The sequence below is a fragment of the Delftia sp. K82 genome (genome assembly GCF_002193035.1).
Taxonomy (GTDB): domain Bacteria; phylum Pseudomonadota; class Gammaproteobacteria; order Burkholderiales; family Burkholderiaceae_C; genus Comamonas; species Comamonas acidovorans.
Genome location: NZ_MYFL01000005.1, coordinates 321,416 through 338,571, shown reverse-complemented (window position 1 = coordinate 338,571; position 17,156 = coordinate 321,416). Strand labels below are relative to the sequence as shown.

Genomic DNA, 17,156 nt, shown 5'->3' with positions numbered 1-17,156 from the left:
CGGCAGCCCGGCCTACCGGCCCATGCGGCCCCTGCGCAGCCTGCCGGCCCCCATCCCGGCCGCCAGCAGGCTCAGCATGACCAGCGCCACGGTGTGCAGGGCCGGCACAGGTGTGGGCACCGGCGCCGCCACCACGGCCTGTGTGAAGCCCTGGCTCATCGGGGCGTGGACTGCATCCCCGCTGTAGTCGACCACAAGGCCGTGGGATCCGGCCGCCACGGGCAGCCGGACCGTGATGCTGGCGGCGCCGCCAACCAGGGGAGCCGACCCCAGCTGCGCCCCGTTGTACGAGACCGTGATGCTGCCCGAGGGGAGCGCCGCCGCCATCGCCCGCAGCGCCCCCCGTCGGTCCTGTGCCCCGGTCACGGCCGACACGCTGATGGTCACATCGTCGCCGGGCCGGGAAGGGTTGGGGGTCGAGGTGATCGCCAGGGTGGTTGTGGCCTGGGCGATCTGCACGCTTTGCTGCTGCCTTGCCGCCGCCTCGTAGTTCGCGTCGCCGGCCTGGTCGGCCAGGATGCGGCAGGGTCCCGGCGCAGTGAAGGAGACAGAACTGCCCGCGATGGTGCAATGGGCAGCCGTCGCCGCATCCACGGAGAACACCACCACCTTGCCGGAAGCCCCGCCCGTTGCTGCCACGGCATAGGTATCGCCCACCTTGGCGGCCGCTGGCGCCACGGAAGTGAAGGCAATGGCCTGCGGGCCCTTGCCGATGCTCAAGGACAGGACTTGCCGGGCCGCAGGCAGATGGTTGGCATCCCCCTGTTGATCGGCAGCCAGCAGGCAGTTGTCCGTACCCTCCAGCCTGCCGGCCACCTCGGCACCGCTGACGGAGCACGCCGCCGGCGTCAGGGAGCTGAACTGCACGGCCTGGGACGAGCCACCGCCGGCGGCGCTCAGAGCCACCCGTGCATCCACGACCAGGGCCGCCGGCATGCTCCAGACGATGTTCTGCGCAGCAGGCTGCACCGTCACAGGGTAAGCCACCTCGGGGGCGGGACCATAGGTCGCATCGCCGCCCTGCCGGGCCGTCATCCTGCAAGTGCCTGCGGAATGGAAGCTGAACACCCCTGCGGCATCGACAGTGCAAACCTCTGGCGCAGATGCGGAAAACGTCACGGCCAGGCCGGAGGTAGCCGTTGCAACAGGCGTGAATGTCGTGCCGAAGGTTTGCGCCGCCGGCTGCGCAAAGTCGATGGTCTGCTCCCGCCTGAGCGTGGTGAAGGGCACGCTGGCCACATCCGGCTGCACGCGGCCTGCGCCATCCCTGGCGATGAAGTGCAGCCTGTAGGCCGTATTCACCGCCAGCCCCCCGATATCGATATCGTGGACCACGCCTGCCGTCATGCCGACCGGGGAGCCGCCGGCCCGCAGCGCGGCGGCATCCGGCGCCGCCGCGGCCGCAGCAAGTACCTGCCAGTAACCCGTGCCGTCCCGGTCCAGCGCCACGCGGGCCTTGGCCGTCACACCGCCCGCCTGCGGGTCGACTGCGGGAGGCAGACTGAAGACCGGGCGGCCCAGCACATAGCTGGCAAACCCATGGTTTTGTGTTGCATTCCACCCATCGGACAGGGATGACAGGCCCGCCCAGACCGCATTGGCGGGGATGGACGATGCGTCCATGGCAAGCAGGGTCTGGATGCCATCGAGCGAATAGTGGAAAACAGTACTGTCGATGGGACGCGGGAAGGAGGACCCCTCGATCTGAAAGGAGCTGATCGTGGCCCAGGCTGCCGCCGCAGGAATGTCCAGGGGGTTGGTCGTCTGCAGGATCTGGCCCTGGTAGCTGTATGTGTAGCGCTCGTTCCAGCTGTTGAGCGCCCAGCCGCCATCCCAGTAGTTGGAAGGGGTGGCCCAGTCCGCTGTGGCCGGTGGCGTGCCGCCTTGCTGCACCACACCGCCCACGCTGAACGTGTATTCGGTCACCATGCTCGTATACAAAGCGTTGGACTGCGTCTGGTAGCCCGTCATGACCAACCCCTGTGCTGGCGCGGCCACGGCAGCAGCGCAATGCAGGCCTGCTCCGAATACCGCCACCCACGGCATCATGGCCCTGGAAAATTCCGCCTGAAGGCGACTGCCTCGTTCTCTCACATGCACTCCCGTTTCAACTTGCTGTTCCTCTGGTCCATGCCGGGTGTACCGGCAATGCAGGAGCCTAGCGGCCGCACCTGCCCGCGCCTTGACTGCGCGTTGCGCTTTTCTTGACAGTGCGTCCCGCCCCCCCTGCGCAACGCGGGCTGCCGCGCCACGGTCCCGTCACCCGCCAGCACACTCCTGCTGCCCCCCGGGCCTGCAAAGCGGCGATGTGCCGGTCGACCGGGCCGTCGTCTGGGCGCGGAGATGGCGGCATTGCCCCCGCCGCAGGCCCCTGGCCAGCGAACAGGGCAAGATGGCCGGCTGCGGCATTCGGGCCGCTCAGACACAGCACGGAATCTCCATGAAGCACTACGACTACATCGTCATCGGCGGCGGCAGCGGCGGCATTGCATCGGCCAACCGCGCCGCCATGCACGGGCGCCACTGCGCGCTGATCGAAGCCGGCGAGATCGGCGGCACCTGCGTCAACGTGGGCTGCGTGCCCAAGAAGGTCATGTGGCATGCGGCCCAGATCGGCGAGGCCATGCACCGCTACGGCCCCGACTACGGCTGGGATGCCACCGTCAACCGCCTGGACTGGCAGCGCCTGCTGGACAGCCGCAGCGCCTACATCGACCGCATCCATGCCTCGTATGAAAGCGGCCTGGCGCGCAACAAGGTCGAGCTGATCCAGGGCTTTGGCCGCTTCGTGGATGCGCGCACCGTGGAGGTGGGCGGCCAGCGGCTCAGTGCCGATCACATCCTCATCGCCACGGGCACGCGGCCGGCACGGCCCGACATTCCGGGCGCCGAGCTGGGCATCGACTCCGACGGCTTCTTCGCCCTGAAGGCCCTGCCTGCGCGCACGGCCGTGGTGGGTGCCGGCTATATCGCCGTGGAGATTGCCGGCGTGCTGCACGCGCTGGGCTCGCAGACCCATCTGTTCCTGCGCCAGAACTCGGCACTGCGCGGGTTCGATCCGCTGCTGAGCCAGACCCTGATGGAGATCATGGAGGCCGAAGGCCCCGCCGTGCACCGCCAGGCCACCCCGAAGGCCGTGGTCCGCAATGCCGACGGCAGCCTGGATCTGCAACTGCAGGACGGCAGCAGCCACACCGTGGACTGCGTGGTCTGGGCCGTGGGCCGCCGACCCGACACCTCGGGCCTGAACCTGGAGGCCGCAGGCGTGGCGCTGCAGGACAGCGGCCACATCGCGGTGGACAAGTTCCAGGACACCAATGTGCCCGGCATCCACGCCGTGGGCGACATCACGGGCCGCATCGAACTCACGCCCGTTGCCGTGGCCGCAGGCCGGCGCCTGTCCGAGCGCCTGTTCAACGGCAAGACCGGCGAGCACCTGGACTACGACAACGTACCCACCGTGGTCTTCAGCCACCCGCCCATCGGCACCGTGGGCCTGACCGAACCGCAGGCACGCGAGCGCTTTGGCGACGATCAGGTCAAGGTCTACCAATCGGCCTTCACCGCCATGTACACGGCCGTCACGCGCCACCGCCAGCCCGCACGCATGAAGCTGGTCTGCGTGGGCCCCGAGGAACGCATCGTGGGCATACACGGCATCGGCCTGGGGATGGACGAGATGCTGCAGGGCTTTGCCGTGGCCCTGAAGATGGGCGCCACCAAGCGCGACTTCGACGACACCGTGGCCATCCACCCCACGGCGGCCGAGGAGTTCGTGACCATGCGCTGAACAGGCGCACAGGCTGACCTCAGCGGTTGACCACGGCCTTGGGCAGGGCCAGCGTCAAGAGGCTGCCGGCCACCAGGCAGGCGGCGAACAGCAGCAGGCCTGCGCTCGACGAGTGCGTGAGATCCTTGAGCCAGCCCAGCAAATAGGTGGCCGCAAAGCCTCCCAGGTTGGCAATGGAGGCGATCAGCGCAATGCCTGCGGCCGCCGCCGGCCCCGTCAGGAACGTGGCGGGCAGGCACCAGAACACGGGAAAGGCTGCCATGATGCCCGCCGTCGCCAGAGAGAACAGCAGCACGGTGGCGAACACATGGCCGGTGTACAGCGTGCTCAGCGCCATGGCGGCCGCGCCCGCCAGTGCCGGCAGCACGATGTGCCAGCGCCGCTCGCGGCGCCGGTCGGAGCTGATGCCGTTGAGCAGCAGCGCAGCGATGGCAAAGGCATTGGGAACGGCCGTGAGCAGGCCGATCTCGGCCGTGCTCCTGACCCCCGCCTCGCGGATGATGGTGGGCAGCCAGAAGCTGATCGCATAGGTGGACATCATCAGGCTCAGGTCGATCATGCCCAGCAGCCAGACGCGGCCGCTGGACAGCGCCGCCCACAGCGAATGGTGGGACTCGGCCAGCCTGTCGCTGTCGAGGTTGGCGCGCAGCACGCCCTTGTCGCGCGGCGACAGCCATTGGGCCGACTCGATGCTGTTGGGCAGGTAGACGAAGACCAGCAGGCCCAGCACCACCGAGGGAATCGCCTCCAGGAAGAACAGCCACTGCCAGCCCGCATGGCCGCCCACGCCCGCGAAGGCCGTCATGATCCAGCCCGACAGCGGCGCCCCGACCAGGCTGGCCAGCGGCAGGCCGATCAGGAACAGCGCCATGATCTTGCTGCGCATGCGCGTGGGATACCAGTAGGTCAGGTACAGCATGACGCCGGGAAAGAACCCTGCCTCGGCCACGCCCAGCAGAAAGCGCAGCACATAGAACTGCATGGGCGTGCTCACGAACATGGTCGCGCCCGAGATCAGGCCCCAGGTGATCATGATCCGCGCGATCCACAGCCGCGCGCCCATGCGCGCCAGCACCAGGTTGCTGGGCACCTCGAAGAGGATGTAGCCCACGAAGAACAGGCCCGCACCCAGGCCGTAGACCGTCTCGCTGAAGCCCAGGTCCTGCTGCATCTGCAGCTTGGCCAGCCCCACGTTGATGCGGTCCAGATAGGCGGCCAGGTAGCACAGGCAGAAGAAGGGCACGAGCCGCCACGTCACACGCCCGTACAGCTGCCGCCGCTCCTTCTCCTGCTCCCGCAAATGGACCCCCTGCCCCTGCATACCGCCAATGCCTGCATTGCTGTGAACTGACATTTCAGCTCCTTGCTGTGTTGACCATTGCCACCGTTCATGGCCCTGCGTCGCCGCGTTGGCGCACTGCAGCCGGATCCGGTGGAAACATCTGTCTGCAGTGGAAATTTCAAGTGCCTACGCTCAATGCTACGCACGATAGTCAAAAACAAATCAAGTAGTTTCCCGATAGCAATCATCGATCAAGTCGCACAAAAATCCCTGCACGCAAGGGAAACAAGGGGCATCAACTCACGCAATGCCTTGGTGCTCCTTTGTAGTGAACCCGACTCAATTCAAGTGCATACGCTTTAAAAACACCGAACCCGCGGAATGACATCCGTGATCAGAACCGAGGAGACACCCCATGCCCAGACTGCATTCAAGGACAGGACACGCCATTGCCCTGGCCGCCCCGGCACTTGCCCTGCTCCATGCCATCGCCCCGCTGCCGGCGGGCGCGCAGGTCACGCTGCAGGGTCAGATCGATGCCTTCGCGGGGTTCTCGCGCCCGTTGGGCGCGGACAAGGGCACGGGCGTGCTCACGCCAGGCGGCATGCAGACGAATTTCTGGGCCTTGCGCGGAACGGAGGACCTGGGTTCTGGATTGAAGGCCGTGTTTGCACTGGAGGCCTTCTACCGCGCGGACAGCGGCGCCGAAGGGCGTTTTGCCAATGACGCCTTCTTTGCGCGCAGCGCCTATGTGGGACTGAGCAGCGGCTGGGGCACGCTGCAACTGGGGCGCAACACCACGCCCTACTGGCTGGCCACCATCGCCGTCAACCCGTATGCAGGGTCCTTTTCGTTCTCACCCGCGGTGCTGCACAGCTTCGGGCCCAACGGCACGGCCGCCGCGCCGCTGCGGGGCGACTCGGGCTGGAGTGACAGCCTGCTCTACACCAGCCCGTCCTGGGGCGGATTCACGGCACGGCTGCAGTATTCGTTCGAGCCGCCTGCCGGCACGCCCGCATCCCAGCGCCGCGATGCGGACAAGTACGGCGCCAGCCTCAGCTATGCGGGCGGCGCATTCGCCGCCGCCCTCGCCTACCAGAGCGTGGCCTATCCCAATGCCGCCACCACCGCTACCGCCACCGGCTTTGACCGCCAGAGCGCCTGGCTGCTGGGCGGCTCCTACGATCTGGGCATGGTCAAGCTGTTCGCCCAATACCAGCGGCTGGCCGACACCGTGGCCGGCGCAGACCGCCGCAGGAACAGCGGCCAGTTCGGCCTGTCGATTCCCGCAGGCCCGGGCGCCGTGCTGGCCTCATATGGCCATGCGCGCACCTCGGGCGCCGAAGAGGCCAAGCGCAACACCTGGGCCGTGGGCTATGACTACCCCCTGTCCAAGCGCACGGACATCTACCTCAACAGCCTGCACGACAGCATCACGGGCACGGGCGCCGGCAGCGGCCAGACCTGGGGCTTGGGCCTGCGCCACTATTTCTGAGTCCTGGGCTGGGGCTGGGCCGGTGGCTGCTGCACCACGCGCAACACCGTCTCCACCATGTGGTCGCCCCAGCGCTGCAGCTCGGCCTGCTGCAGCAGCTCCTTGTCGAAGAAGGCGCTCAGCGTGTGGCGATTGGAGAGGTAGAAGTAGCCCAGTCCCATGACCGTGATGTAGAGATCGTCGATGTGCACATCGGGACGGAACAGGCCCTGGGCCATTCCCGATTCCACGGCCTTGCGCAGCAGCGTGATGGCGTTGGGAAAGAAGTCGCGTATGCCCGAGGCCTTCTTCAGGTGCTTGCCCTTGAGCAGGTTTTCGGTGTTGAGCAGGAAGATCAGCTCCGGGTGCTCCTGGTAGTAGCGCCACATGAAGCGCACCACGGCCTCCAGCGCCGCGCGCGGATCGTCGAAGTCCACCAGCAGCTTCGCCTCGGCCTCCACCAGCTTGCGGTAGGCGTTCTCCAGCACGGCGGCGAACAGCTTGTCCTTGCTGCCGTAGTGGTAGTAGAGAAGGCTCTCGTAGCACTTGGCCTGCTTGCCGATGCGCTGCACGCTGGCGCCGTCGTAGCCACTTCTGGCGAACTCGATCTCGGCCGCCAGCAAGATGGCCTCCTTGGTCGTCTTGCCGGTCTTGGCAGTCCGCTTGCGCCCCGCAGGGGCCTTGGCAGGGGCCTTGGAAGGGGCCGACTTCGCAGCGGCTTTCCTGGCGGGCGCAGCCTTGCGCTTCGGGGTGGCGGGAACTTCCTCGGGATCAGTGGTCATGGGCACGGCGTCAGGTGAATGGGGCGTTGCGTCGGCCATTCTAGGGAAAAACGCCATATTGAAATTGAGTGTTCACTCAAACCAAATTGAGCGAACACTCAACAAGGAGCCCACCATGGAAACCTATGTACTCGATACCTGGTACCCGCTGACCTGGTCGCGCAACGTGGGCCGCCAGCTGTCGGCGCACCGCATCGTCGAACGCGACGTGGTGCTCTACCGCACCGAGGCCGGCGCCGTCGTGGCCATGGAGGACGCCTGCCCCCACCGCCTGCTGCCGCTGTCCATGGGCAAGCTCAAGGGCGATGCCATCGAATGCGGCTACCACGGCCTGACCTTCGACTGCAGCGGCCGCTGCACGCGCGTGCCGGGCCAGGACATGATCCCGGGCAACGCCGTGGTGACCACCTATCCGGTCAAGGAGAACATGGGCCTGGTCTGGATCTGGATGGGCGATCCCTCGCGCGCCGACAGCGTGCCGGTGTTCGACCTGCCCCAGTACCACGACCCGGCGTGGAGCGCCGTCGAAGGCGATGCGCTGCGCATAGAGGCCAACTACCTGAACCTGGCCGACAACCTCTGCGACCCCGCCCATGTGAGCTTCGTGCACCTGAGCACGCTGGGCAACGCGGCCAGCGAGGACATCCCCGTGCACCACGAGGAGCTGGACGGCCGCATCGTCACCTGGCGCTGGATCATCGATGCGCCGGCCATTCCGCTGTTCGCCAAGTACGGCAATTTCAGCGGCAACGTGGACCGCTGGCACTACTACCACTACCACGCGCCCAGCATCGCCATCATCGACTTCGGCAGTGCCGCCACGGGCACGGGCGCCCCCGAGGGCCGGCGCGACAACTGCATGCAGATCTATGCCTGCCACTTCATGACGCCCGTGGACCGGAACACCTCCATCGACCACTGGCTGCACGTCAAGAACTTCACGGCCGATGCCGACACCAATGCGGCCCTCTCTGCCGACTTCCGCGTCGCCTTCGCCGAGGACAAGGCCATCCTCGAAGCCATAGAGCGCAACGAAAAGCGCTTTGCCACGCGCAAGACCATCAAGATCGCCATCGATGCGGCCCCCCGGCGCATGCGCCGCATGGTGGACCGCATGATCGAGGGCGCGCCCACGGGCGGCTGAGGAGCGGGCCATGCACGACGACACCCACCCGACCCTCCCGCCGATCGGCTGCAACGGCCGTGGCGTGCAGCGCTCCTCGCGCCACCAGCCCATCGGCCTTCAGGAGCTGCCCATACGCGAGCAGTTCCGCCTGGTCAGTGAAACCGGCGCCTTCGACTGCTTCGACCGCCTGCCTCTGCGCACGCAAATGGCCGAGTACGAGGCCGCCATCGCCGAGTTCAACCTGCCCGTGCACACGGCCAGCTGGTTCTACCACCTGGGCGAGGACGAGGCCCTGTTGGCCCACAACCTGCGCATCTGCCAGGCCATAGGCGCGCGCTGCCACAACATCATGACCTTCAAGCACCACCGCGACGGCCATGTGCTGGACGATGCCGAGATCACCGACCACTACCTGCGCGTCTACGACGACGCCATGTCTCTGGGCGTGGAGCCCAGCTTCGAGCTGCACGTCAACATGTGGACCGAGGATTTCCTGCGCGTACGCGAGGTGGCCCGGCGCGTGCAGGCGCATGGCGTGCCCTTCCACTTCACGCTGGACTACAGCCATGTGAACTTCAAGATCGGCAACCCGGCCGAGCAGGAACTGTCGGGCGTGCGCGAACTGGTCGAGAGCGGCGAACTGGTGCTGGACCCCTTCGAGCCCGGCTCGCTGTGCGAACAATGGCTGGACATGGGCATCGTGCGCTGGGCCCAGCTGCGCGCAGCCGGCCCCAACCAACCCCTGAACCTGTGGCACCGCAACGAGGACGGCAGCCCGGGCCGGGGCATCCAGTACCCCATGCTGCGGCCCGGTCCCGGCGAATGGCATTCGCCCTGGCACGCCTACCTGCTGGAGCCCTCCAAAGAGGCCATCCGCAAGGTGCTGGCCTACCACCACGCGCACCCGCACAGTCCGCTGCGCCACCTCACCACCGAATTCATCAACCTGCCCGACTACGGCCTGGGCGCACGCTATGACCTGCTGGCGCAGAACGTGGCGGCCGCACGCTTCATGCGGCAAGCCTGGGCCGAGATCTGCGCCCGCCCCGCAGTCCATGCCCCGTGCAAAGGTGCATCATGACCCCCGCACAACACCCCCAAGGCCACGCCGTCATCATCGGCGCCGGGCATGCTGGCGGCACACTGGCCGCCCTGCTGCGCCAGTACGGCCACCCGGGTCCCATCACCTTGGTCGGCGGCGAAGACCTGCCGCCCTACCAGCGCCCGCCGCTGTCCAAGGCCTGGCTGCAGCAGGCCATGGGCCCGGACGACCTGCTGCTGCGGCCCGCCAGCGCCTATGCCGACCAGGCCATTGCCCTGCGCCTGGGCGTGCGCGCCATGGCCATAGAGCCGGGCTCGCGGCAGGTAGCGCTGAACGACGGGTCGGCACTGCACTACGACCACCTGGTCATTGCCACAGGCGCCGCACCGCGCTGGCTGGCCCTGCCCGGGGGTGAGCGGCCCGGCGTGACCTACCTGCGCACCATGGAAGACGCGCAGGCGCTGCGGGGCCACCTGCAGACCGCCCGCTGCCTGGCCATCATCGGCGGCGGCTATGTGGGTCTCGAAGTCGCGTCCACGGCCCGCAAGCTGGGGGTGCAGGTCCGGGTCATCGAGCGCGAAGGCAGGCTGCTGTCGCGCAGCGCCTCGTCGCAGATGGCCGCACATCTGCACGGCCTGCATGCAGGCCAGGGCGTGGAGGTGCATTTCAACGCCTCGGTCACCGCCATCCAGGGCGACAGCCCCACCGGCATCACGGGCCTGAGGATGGCCGATGGCTCCCGCCTGGAGTGCGATGCCGTGCTCATCGGCGTGGGCGCAGCGCCCAGCGTGGAGCTGGCGCAGTCCCTCGGCCTGGACTGCGCGGGCGGGATTGCCGTGGACGGCGAAGGCCGTACCGCCATGGCCGGCATCTACGCCATAGGCGATGCCACGCGCCGCCCGCTGGCCGGCTACCCCGGGCTGCACCGGCTCGAAAGCGTGCCCAGCGCGCTCGAACAGGCCCGGCGCGCGGCCTGCGCCATCACGGGCCGCGCACTGCCCGCCCATGAAGCGCCCTGGTTCTGGTCCGATCAGTACGACACCAAGCTGCAGATCGCCGGCCTGCCCGGCCATGGTGACCAGACCGTGCTGCGCGGCGACCCGGCCAGCGGCAGGTTCGCCGTCCTGCACCTGCGCAGCGGCCAGCTGTGCGCCGCCGAATGCGTGAACTCACCGGGCGAATTCATGGCAGCGCGCAAGGCCATCGCCGCCACGCACTGCGCCGACCCCGGTTTCCCGCCCCTCCACCCCAAAGCCCCACCCACGCCATGACCACCATCACCTTCATAGAACACAGCGGCCGCGAGTACGTGGTACAGGCCACGGACGGCCAGAGCCTCATGCGCGCCGCCATCTCCAACGGCGTGCCGGGCATCGATGCCGAATGCGGCGGCGCCTGTGCCTGCGCCACCTGCCATGTCTACATACAACCGGAGTGGCTGGACCGCGTGGGCCCGGCCCAGGGCGGCGAAAGGGAGATGCTGGACTTCGCCCTCGACGTGCGCGGCGACTCGCGGCTGGCCTGCCAGATCACGGTATCGCCGCAGCTCGACGGGCTGGTGGTGGGCATGCCGGTGGCGCAGAGCTGACGCGGCATCCGGCCGGCCCCAGGCTCACTTCCGCTTCCGCTTCCGCTTCCGCTCCCGCTTCCACTTCCCAAGACGATTTCAGCGCGACGCCAGACCGTTCCCCACCGCCCGCAAACACTCCACCAGCAACCGCGTCGTCGCCGTCATCGGCTGGCCGCGCAGGGTGATCAGGCCCACGGGCGGCAGGTCGATGGGCACGGGCAGGTCCAGCACGGCGACCAGTCCCTGCTGCGCGAAATGCTCGGCCACGCCGCGCGCCATGAAGGCCACGGCGCCGCGCTGGTGCAGGAAGCTGATCTGCGACAGGAATGAGGCGGACTCCACCAGGTCGGCCGGCGGATGCAGGCCGTGGGCGAAGAACTGCTGCTCCAGCTTCACGCGCAGCGATGCCCAGGGCGGGGGCATGACGCAGGGCATGTCGGCCAGCGCCTGCCAGCTGGCAGGCTGCGCCAGCAACGCATGGCCGGGGCGCACGACGGCGACCATGGGCTCGTCGTACAGGGCTTCGGTCTCCAGGTCGGGCGAGGCGTAGCCGGGTTCCAGCCGGCCCACGAACAGGTCCAGCTCGCCCATGCGCAGCTTGGGCAGCAGCCGCGTGAGATCGCCCTCCTCGACCAGCACCGTGGTCTGGGCCGATCGCACCTTCAACTGCTCGACGGCCCGGGCCAGCAGCACGGGCGTGGCCACGACCATGGCGCCCACGCTGGTGCGCCCGCGTGTGCCGCTGGCCTCGGCCGCCATTTCATCGCGCGTGCGTTCGAAGCCCGCCAGCACCGAGCGCGCAAAGCGCACCATGCTGACGCCGGCGGCCGTGGGCTCGGTGCCGCGCGTGGAGCGCTCGAACAGCGTCATGTCCAGCATGCGCTCTATCTCGGCCAGGGTCTTGGAGACGGCGGGCTGGGTCACGGCCAGGAACTCGGCGGCGCGGCCCAGGTGGCGGAACTGGTCCAGCGCCACCAGCAGCTGCAGGTGGCGCAGCTTGAGGTTGGAGCGCAGCACGCGGTCTATCTTGCTCATGGAGTCTTCATAGCTTTGAGGTTATGAAGCCAGTCTATCTTTTCATTGGATTGTCATGATCAGGCGCTGAACAATCGCGCCAGTCAGCCCAAGGCCCGGATCACAGGGCTGCAAAAAGCCAATACAGGAGACAAGCGATGAACACCCCACGCACACGCCATGCAAGCCGGCGCGAATTCGTGCTCGCCACCCTCGGCGCCAGCGCACTGGCAGCCACCGGACCTCTTTTCGCCCAGAACTGGCCCGAACGCCCCATCACCTTCATCTGCCCCTGGCCGGCGGGCGGCACGGCCGACCAGTCCATGCGCGCGTTGTGCACCGTGGCCGGCAAGCTGCTGGGCCAGCCGATCGCGGTGGAGAACCGCGCGGGCGCATCGGGAATGATCGGCGCCAAGGCGCTGGCCTCGGCCAGGGCGGACGGCTACACCATCGGCCAGATTCCCATCTCGGTCACGCGCTTTTCGCAGCTGGGCAGCCTGCAGGCCGATCCGCGCAAGGACTACACCTACATCGCGCGTACCTCGGGCCAGACCTTCGGCATTGCCGTGCCAGCCAATTCGCCGTTCAAGACGCTCAAGGACTTCGTGGCCGCCGCCAAGGCCAGGCCCGGCCAGGTGACCTATGCCCATGCAGGCGTGGGCGGTGCCACGCATGTGGGCATGGAGGAATTTGCGGGCGTGGCCGGCATACAGCTCAACCATGTGCCCTACAAGGGCGGCGCCGAGGCACTGCAGGGCGTGCTGGGCGGCCATGTGGATGCGCTGGCCGACTCCAGCTCCTGGGCTCCCCATGTGGAGGCCGGCAAGCTGCGCCTGCTGGCGACCTGGGGCGAGCAGCGCACGGCGCGCTTCAAGGACGTGCCCACGCTGCGCGAATGCGGCTACGACGTGGTGGTCGATGCGCCCAACGGCATTGGCGCGCCGCGTGGCCTGGACCCGGCCGTGGCGACCAGGCTGCGCGAGGCCTTCCGCGCCGCCGTGGCCAGCCCCGAGTTCAAGTCCGTGGCCGAGAAGCTGGATGCGCCGCTGCTCTACCTGGACGGCCCCGACTACGAGAAGTACGTGAACACGGTCTACCAGAAGGAGACCGTGCTCATCGACAAGCTCAAGCTGCGCGAATTGATGAAGGGCTGACAGCCCGCGAACCCACACCGATGAAAGCCCCGCATGTCCCGCACCGATAGCCCCCTGCTGCACCTGCATCCCAACGACAACGTGCTGGTCGCCAAGACCGCTCTGTCGCTGGGCCAGGATATTCCCGAACTGGGCGTGCGCGCCCGCGCCCAGGTGCCCGCGGGCCACAAGATCGCCGCGCGCCGCATTGCCGAGGGCGAGCAGGTGAAGAAGTACGACACCGTGATCGGCGTGGCCATGCGCGAACTGGAGGCCGGCGACTATGTGCACAGCCACAACCTGCGCATCGTGGACTACTACCGCGACCCGGCCTTCGGCGCCGATGTGCGGCCCGTGGACTATGTGCCCGAGGCGCAGCGCGCCAGCTTCCAGGGCTTTGTGCGCGCGGGCGGCGGCGTGGGCACGCGCAACTTCATCGGCATCCTGTCGTCGGTGAACTGTTCGGCCACGGTGATCAAGCGCATTGCCGCGCATTTCACGGCCGAGCGCATGGCGGCATTCCCCAACGTGGACGGCGTGGTGGCCTTCGCCCAGACCAGCGGCTGCGGCATGTCCTCGCCCAGCGAGCATTTCGACGTGCTGCGCCGCACGCTGGCCGGCTATGCGCGCCACCCGAACCTGGCCGGCGTGCTCATCGTGGGCCTGGGCTGCGAGCGCAACCAGGTCGATGCCCTGGTGCAGTCGCAGGGCCTGAGCGAAGGCCGGCTCATGCGCACCCTGGTGATGCAGGAGGTCGGCGGCACGCGCGTGACCATAGAGGCAGGCATCCGCGCCATCGAAGAGATGCTGCCCGAGGCCGATGCAGCGCGGCGCAGCACGGTCAGCGCCAGCCACCTGAAGATCGGGCTGGAGTGCGGCGGCTCGGACGGCTTTTCGGGCATCACGGCCAACCCGGCCCTGGGCGCAGCCATGGACATCCTGGTGCGCCACGGCGGCACGGCCATCCTGTCGGAAACGCCCGAGATCCATGGCGTGGAATTCATGCTCACGCGCCGCGCCATCACACCGGCCGTAGGGCAGAAGCTGCTGGACCGCCTGGCCTGGTGGGAGCGCTACGCGGCCGGCCAGAACGCCCAGTTCAACGGCGTGGTCGGCCACGGCAACCAGGCCGGCGGCCTGGCCAACATCTTCGAGAAATCGCTGGGATCGGCCATGAAGGGCGGCACCACGCCGCTGCGCGCCGTCTACGAATACGCCGAGCCCATCACCGAGCCGGGCTTCGTCTTCATGGATTCGCCAGGCTACGACCCCGTGGCCTCCACGGGCCAGATTGCAAGCGGCGCGCACCTGATCTGCTTCACCACCGGGCGCGGCTCCATGTTCGGCAGCAAGCCCGCGCCCACCATCAAGCTGGCCAGCAACACGCCCATGTTCCGGCGCCTGGAGGAAGACATGGACATCAACTGCGGCCTGATCGTGGACGGCGAATGCGGCGTGCCCGAGATGGGGCGGCGCATCTTCGCGCAGATCCTGCGCCACGCCAGCGGCGAGCCCACCAAAAGCGAGGCCCTGGGCCTGGGCGACCATGAGTTCGTGCCCTGGCACCTGGGCATCGTGAGCTGAGCCGCCCCTTACAACACCTGCATCCACCGATTCCATGCCACTGACCCTGACCCGCCCCGAGCTGCTGCGCAGCGCCAACTTCATCGCCGGCCAATGGACGACCGCGACGGCCACGCCCTCCGCCCCAACCCCACGCCTGGCAGTGACCGACCCCGCCACGGGCGCACTGATCACCGAGGTGCCCGACTCCGGCGCCGCCGAGGCCCGCGCCGCGCTGGACGCCGCGCATGCCGCCTTCCCCGCCTGGCGCAGGACGCCTGCCAAACAGCGCGCCGCCATCATCAAGCGCTGGAACGACCTGGTGCTGGCCCACCAGGACGACCTGGGCCGCCTCATCAGCCGCGAGCAGGGCAAGCCCCTGGTCGAGGGCAAGGGCGAGGTCGCCTATGCGGCCAGCTACATCGAATGGTTCGCCGAAGAGGCCACGCGCATGAACGGCGAGATCATTCCCGCGCCCGTGCCGGGCCGGCGCATGTTTGCGCTGCGCGAGCCCGTGGGCGTGGTGGCCGCCATCACGCCCTGGAACTTTCCTGCCGCCATGATCGCCCGCAAGATCGCGCCCGCACTGGCCGCCGGCTGCACCGTGGTCTGCAAGCCCGCGGAAGACACGCCGCTGACCTCGCTGGCCCTGGTGCTGCTGGCCCAGGAGGCGGGCGTGCCGGCCGGCGTACTCAACATCGTCACGGCCTCGCGCGAGAAGACGCCCGAGGTGGTGGATGTCTGGCTTGACGATGCGCGCGTGCGCAAGATCACCTTCACGGGCTCCACGCCCGTGGGCAAGCACCTGGCGCGACGCAGCGCCGACACGCTCAAGAAGCTCTCGCTGGAGCTGGGCGGCAATGCGCCCTTCATCGTCTTCGGGGACGCCGACATCGATGCCGCCGTCGACGGCTTCATGGCCGCCAAGTTTCGCAATGGCGGCCAGACCTGCGTGTGCCCCAACCGCGTCTTCGTGCACCGCAGCGTGCACGACGTGTTTGCACAGAAGCTGGCCGCGCGCGTGGCCGCGCTGCACGTGGGCCCGGCCAGCGACCCGGCCTCGCAGATCGGCCCCATGATCAACGCGCGCGCCGTGGAAAAGATCGAGCGCCATGTGCAGGACGCCGTGGCGCGCGGCGCCAGGGTGCTCACGGGCGGCAGGCGCCTGGATGCCCTGGGCGCCAACTACTACGCACCCACCGTGCTCACGGGCGCCGATGCCTCCATGGCCTGCGCCTGCGAGGAAACCTTCGGCCCCGTGGCACCGCTCACGGTCTTCGACAGCGAGGACGAGGTCATCGCCGCCGCCAACGACACGCCCTTCGGCCTGGCCGCCTACTTCTACAGCAACGACGCGCGCCGCATCTGGCGCATGGCCGATGCATTGGAGACCGGCATCGTCGGCATCAACGAAGGCGCGCTGGCCGCCGAGGCAGCGCCCTTCGGCGGCGTCAAGGAGTCGGGCTACGGCCGCGAGGGCTCTACCCACGGCCTGGACGACTACCTGCACACCAAGTACGTCTGCCAGGGCCTGCTGGACTGAATCTTTCCCTCAACGAAACCACCGGACACCATGCCAGCCAATAACCCCTTCAAGACCGCCCTGGCCGCAGGCCAGCCCCGCATCGGCCTGTGGCTGTCCATGGCCGACCCCTACCTGGCCGAGGCCGCCGCCACCTGCGGCTATGACTGGCTGCTGATCGACGGCGAGCACGCGCCCAACGACGTGCGCAGCACCCTGGCCGCGCTGCAGGCCGTGGCCCCGCACCCGGCCCAGGCCGTGGTGCGCGTGGTCGAGGGCAGCACGGCCCTGATCAAGCAGATGCTGGACATAGGCGCCACCACCTTGCTCGTGCCCATGGTGGACACGGCCGAACAGGCGCGCGCCGTGGTGGCCGCCACGCGCTACCCGCCGCTGGGCGTGCGCGGCGTGGGCAGCGCCGTGGGCCGCGCATCGCAGTGGAGCGCACGCGCCGACTACCTGCAAGTGGCCGACGACGAGGTCTGCCTGCTGGTACAGGCCGAGACCGTGGCCGCGCTTCACAACCTTGAAGCCATCTGCGCGGTGGACGGCGTGCACGGCGTCTTCATCGGCCCCGCCGACCTGGCCGCCTCCATGGGCCACCGCGGCAACCCCGGCCACCCCGAAGTGCAGGCCGCCATCGAAGCCGCCATGAAGACCATCATCGCCAGCGGCAAGGCGGCCGGCACCCTGACCTCAGACCCCGCCCTGGCCCGCCGCTACCTGGACCTGGGCTGCAGCTTCGTGGCCGTGGGCGTGGATGTGCTGCTGTTTGCGAATGCGGCGCGCAGGCTGCGGGGGCAGTTCGATGATTCGCCGGTGGCCACGCCTGCACAGCAGGCAGCTGCCGCCTATTGA

Annotated in this window: 14 protein-coding genes; 10 read left to right on the top strand and 4 right to left on the bottom strand. The window is 68.3% G+C overall.

Annotated elements, in window-relative coordinates:
- Positions 1-12: 12 nt before the first annotated feature.
- Positions 13-1,971 carry an Ig-like domain-containing protein gene (locus KDK82_RS28360; protein WP_256974568.1) on the bottom strand — a complete coding sequence of 653 codons (1,959 nt, stop codon included), beginning with the start codon at positions 1,969-1,971 and terminating at the stop codon, positions 13-15.
- A gap of 469 nt (positions 1,972-2,440) precedes the next feature.
- Between KDK82_RS28360 and gorA the strand changes: the two genes are divergently transcribed.
- Positions 2,441-3,790, top strand: coding sequence for a glutathione-disulfide reductase (gene gorA, locus KDK82_RS28355; RefSeq protein ID WP_071954757.1), 1,350 nt, complete (start codon positions 2,441-2,443; stop codon positions 3,788-3,790).
- Positions 3,791-3,809: 19 nt separating this feature from the next.
- Here the strand turns inward: gorA and KDK82_RS28350 are convergent, their stop codons facing one another.
- Positions 3,810-5,111 (bottom strand): MFS transporter, encoded by a 1,302-nt coding sequence (locus tag KDK82_RS28350; protein WP_088166835.1) that lies wholly within the window; start codon positions 5,109-5,111, stop codon positions 3,810-3,812.
- 376 nt (positions 5,112-5,487) lie between these two features.
- Between KDK82_RS28350 and KDK82_RS28345 the strand changes: the two genes are divergently transcribed.
- A complete protein-coding gene (locus KDK82_RS28345; protein ID WP_088166834.1) occupies positions 5,488-6,567 on the top strand; it encodes a porin in 1,080 nt (359 codons plus the stop codon).
- Here the strand turns inward: KDK82_RS28345 and KDK82_RS28340 are convergent.
- On the bottom strand, positions 6,558-7,328 hold the full coding sequence (locus tag KDK82_RS28340; protein ID WP_179217986.1) for a TetR/AcrR family transcriptional regulator: 771 nt from the start codon (positions 7,326-7,328) through the stop codon (positions 6,558-6,560). The two genes, KDK82_RS28345 and KDK82_RS28340, sit on opposite strands and share 10 nt — an antisense overlap.
- Positions 7,329-7,443: 115 nt before the next feature.
- On the opposite strand from KDK82_RS28340, the gene KDK82_RS28335 reads away from it, so the two are divergent.
- Genes KDK82_RS28335 through KDK82_RS28320 form a run of 4 tightly spaced genes read left to right on the top strand, consistent with a single transcriptional unit; the run spans position 7,444 to position 11,084 of the window.
- On the top strand, positions 7,444-8,472 hold the full coding sequence (locus KDK82_RS28335) for an aromatic ring-hydroxylating dioxygenase subunit alpha (RefSeq protein WP_034391421.1): 1,029 nt from the start codon (positions 7,444-7,446) through the stop codon (positions 8,470-8,472).
- 10 nt (positions 8,473-8,482) lie between these two features.
- A complete protein-coding gene (locus KDK82_RS28330; protein WP_088166832.1) occupies positions 8,483-9,535 on the top strand; it encodes a xylose isomerase in 1,053 nt (350 codons plus the stop codon).
- Positions 9,532-10,767 (top strand): NAD(P)/FAD-dependent oxidoreductase, encoded by a 1,236-nt coding sequence (locus KDK82_RS28325; protein WP_088166831.1) that lies wholly within the window; start codon positions 9,532-9,534, stop codon positions 10,765-10,767. Before KDK82_RS28330 ends, KDK82_RS28325 begins: the two co-directional genes overlap by 4 nt.
- A complete protein-coding gene (locus tag KDK82_RS28320) occupies positions 10,764-11,084 on the top strand; it encodes a 2Fe-2S iron-sulfur cluster-binding protein (RefSeq protein ID WP_088166830.1) in 321 nt (106 codons plus the stop codon). The genes KDK82_RS28325 and KDK82_RS28320 overlap by 4 nt, the downstream gene beginning before the upstream one ends.
- A 78-nt stretch (positions 11,085-11,162) precedes the next feature.
- Here KDK82_RS28320 and KDK82_RS28315 read toward each other — a convergent pair whose 3' ends face one another.
- Positions 11,163-12,101 (bottom strand): LysR substrate-binding domain-containing protein, encoded by a 939-nt coding sequence (locus KDK82_RS28315; protein WP_088166829.1) that lies wholly within the window; start codon positions 12,099-12,101, stop codon positions 11,163-11,165.
- A 137-nt stretch (positions 12,102-12,238) separates the two neighbouring features.
- Between KDK82_RS28315 and KDK82_RS28310 the strand changes: the two genes are divergently transcribed.
- Genes KDK82_RS28310 through hpaI form a run of 4 tightly spaced genes read left to right on the top strand, consistent with a single transcriptional unit; the run spans position 12,239 to position 17,156 of the window.
- Positions 12,239-13,234: a tripartite tricarboxylate transporter substrate binding protein gene (locus KDK82_RS28310; RefSeq protein ID WP_013803495.1), complete on the top strand. Its 996-nt coding sequence runs from the start codon at positions 12,239-12,241 to the stop codon at positions 13,232-13,234.
- A 33-nt stretch (positions 13,235-13,267) separates the two neighbouring features.
- Positions 13,268-14,797, top strand: coding sequence for a UxaA family hydrolase (locus KDK82_RS28305; RefSeq protein WP_088166828.1), 1,530 nt, complete (start codon positions 13,268-13,270; stop codon positions 14,795-14,797).
- 34 nt (positions 14,798-14,831) lie between these two features.
- Positions 14,832-16,319, top strand: a complete 1,488-nt coding sequence (locus KDK82_RS28300; RefSeq protein WP_088166827.1) for an NAD-dependent succinate-semialdehyde dehydrogenase — start codon at positions 14,832-14,834, stop codon at positions 16,317-16,319.
- Positions 16,320-16,349: 30 nt separating this feature from the next.
- Positions 16,350-17,156 carry a 4-hydroxy-2-oxoheptanedioate aldolase gene (hpaI, locus tag KDK82_RS28295; RefSeq protein WP_088166826.1) on the top strand — a complete coding sequence of 269 codons (807 nt, stop codon included), beginning with the start codon at positions 16,350-16,352 and terminating at the stop codon, positions 17,154-17,156.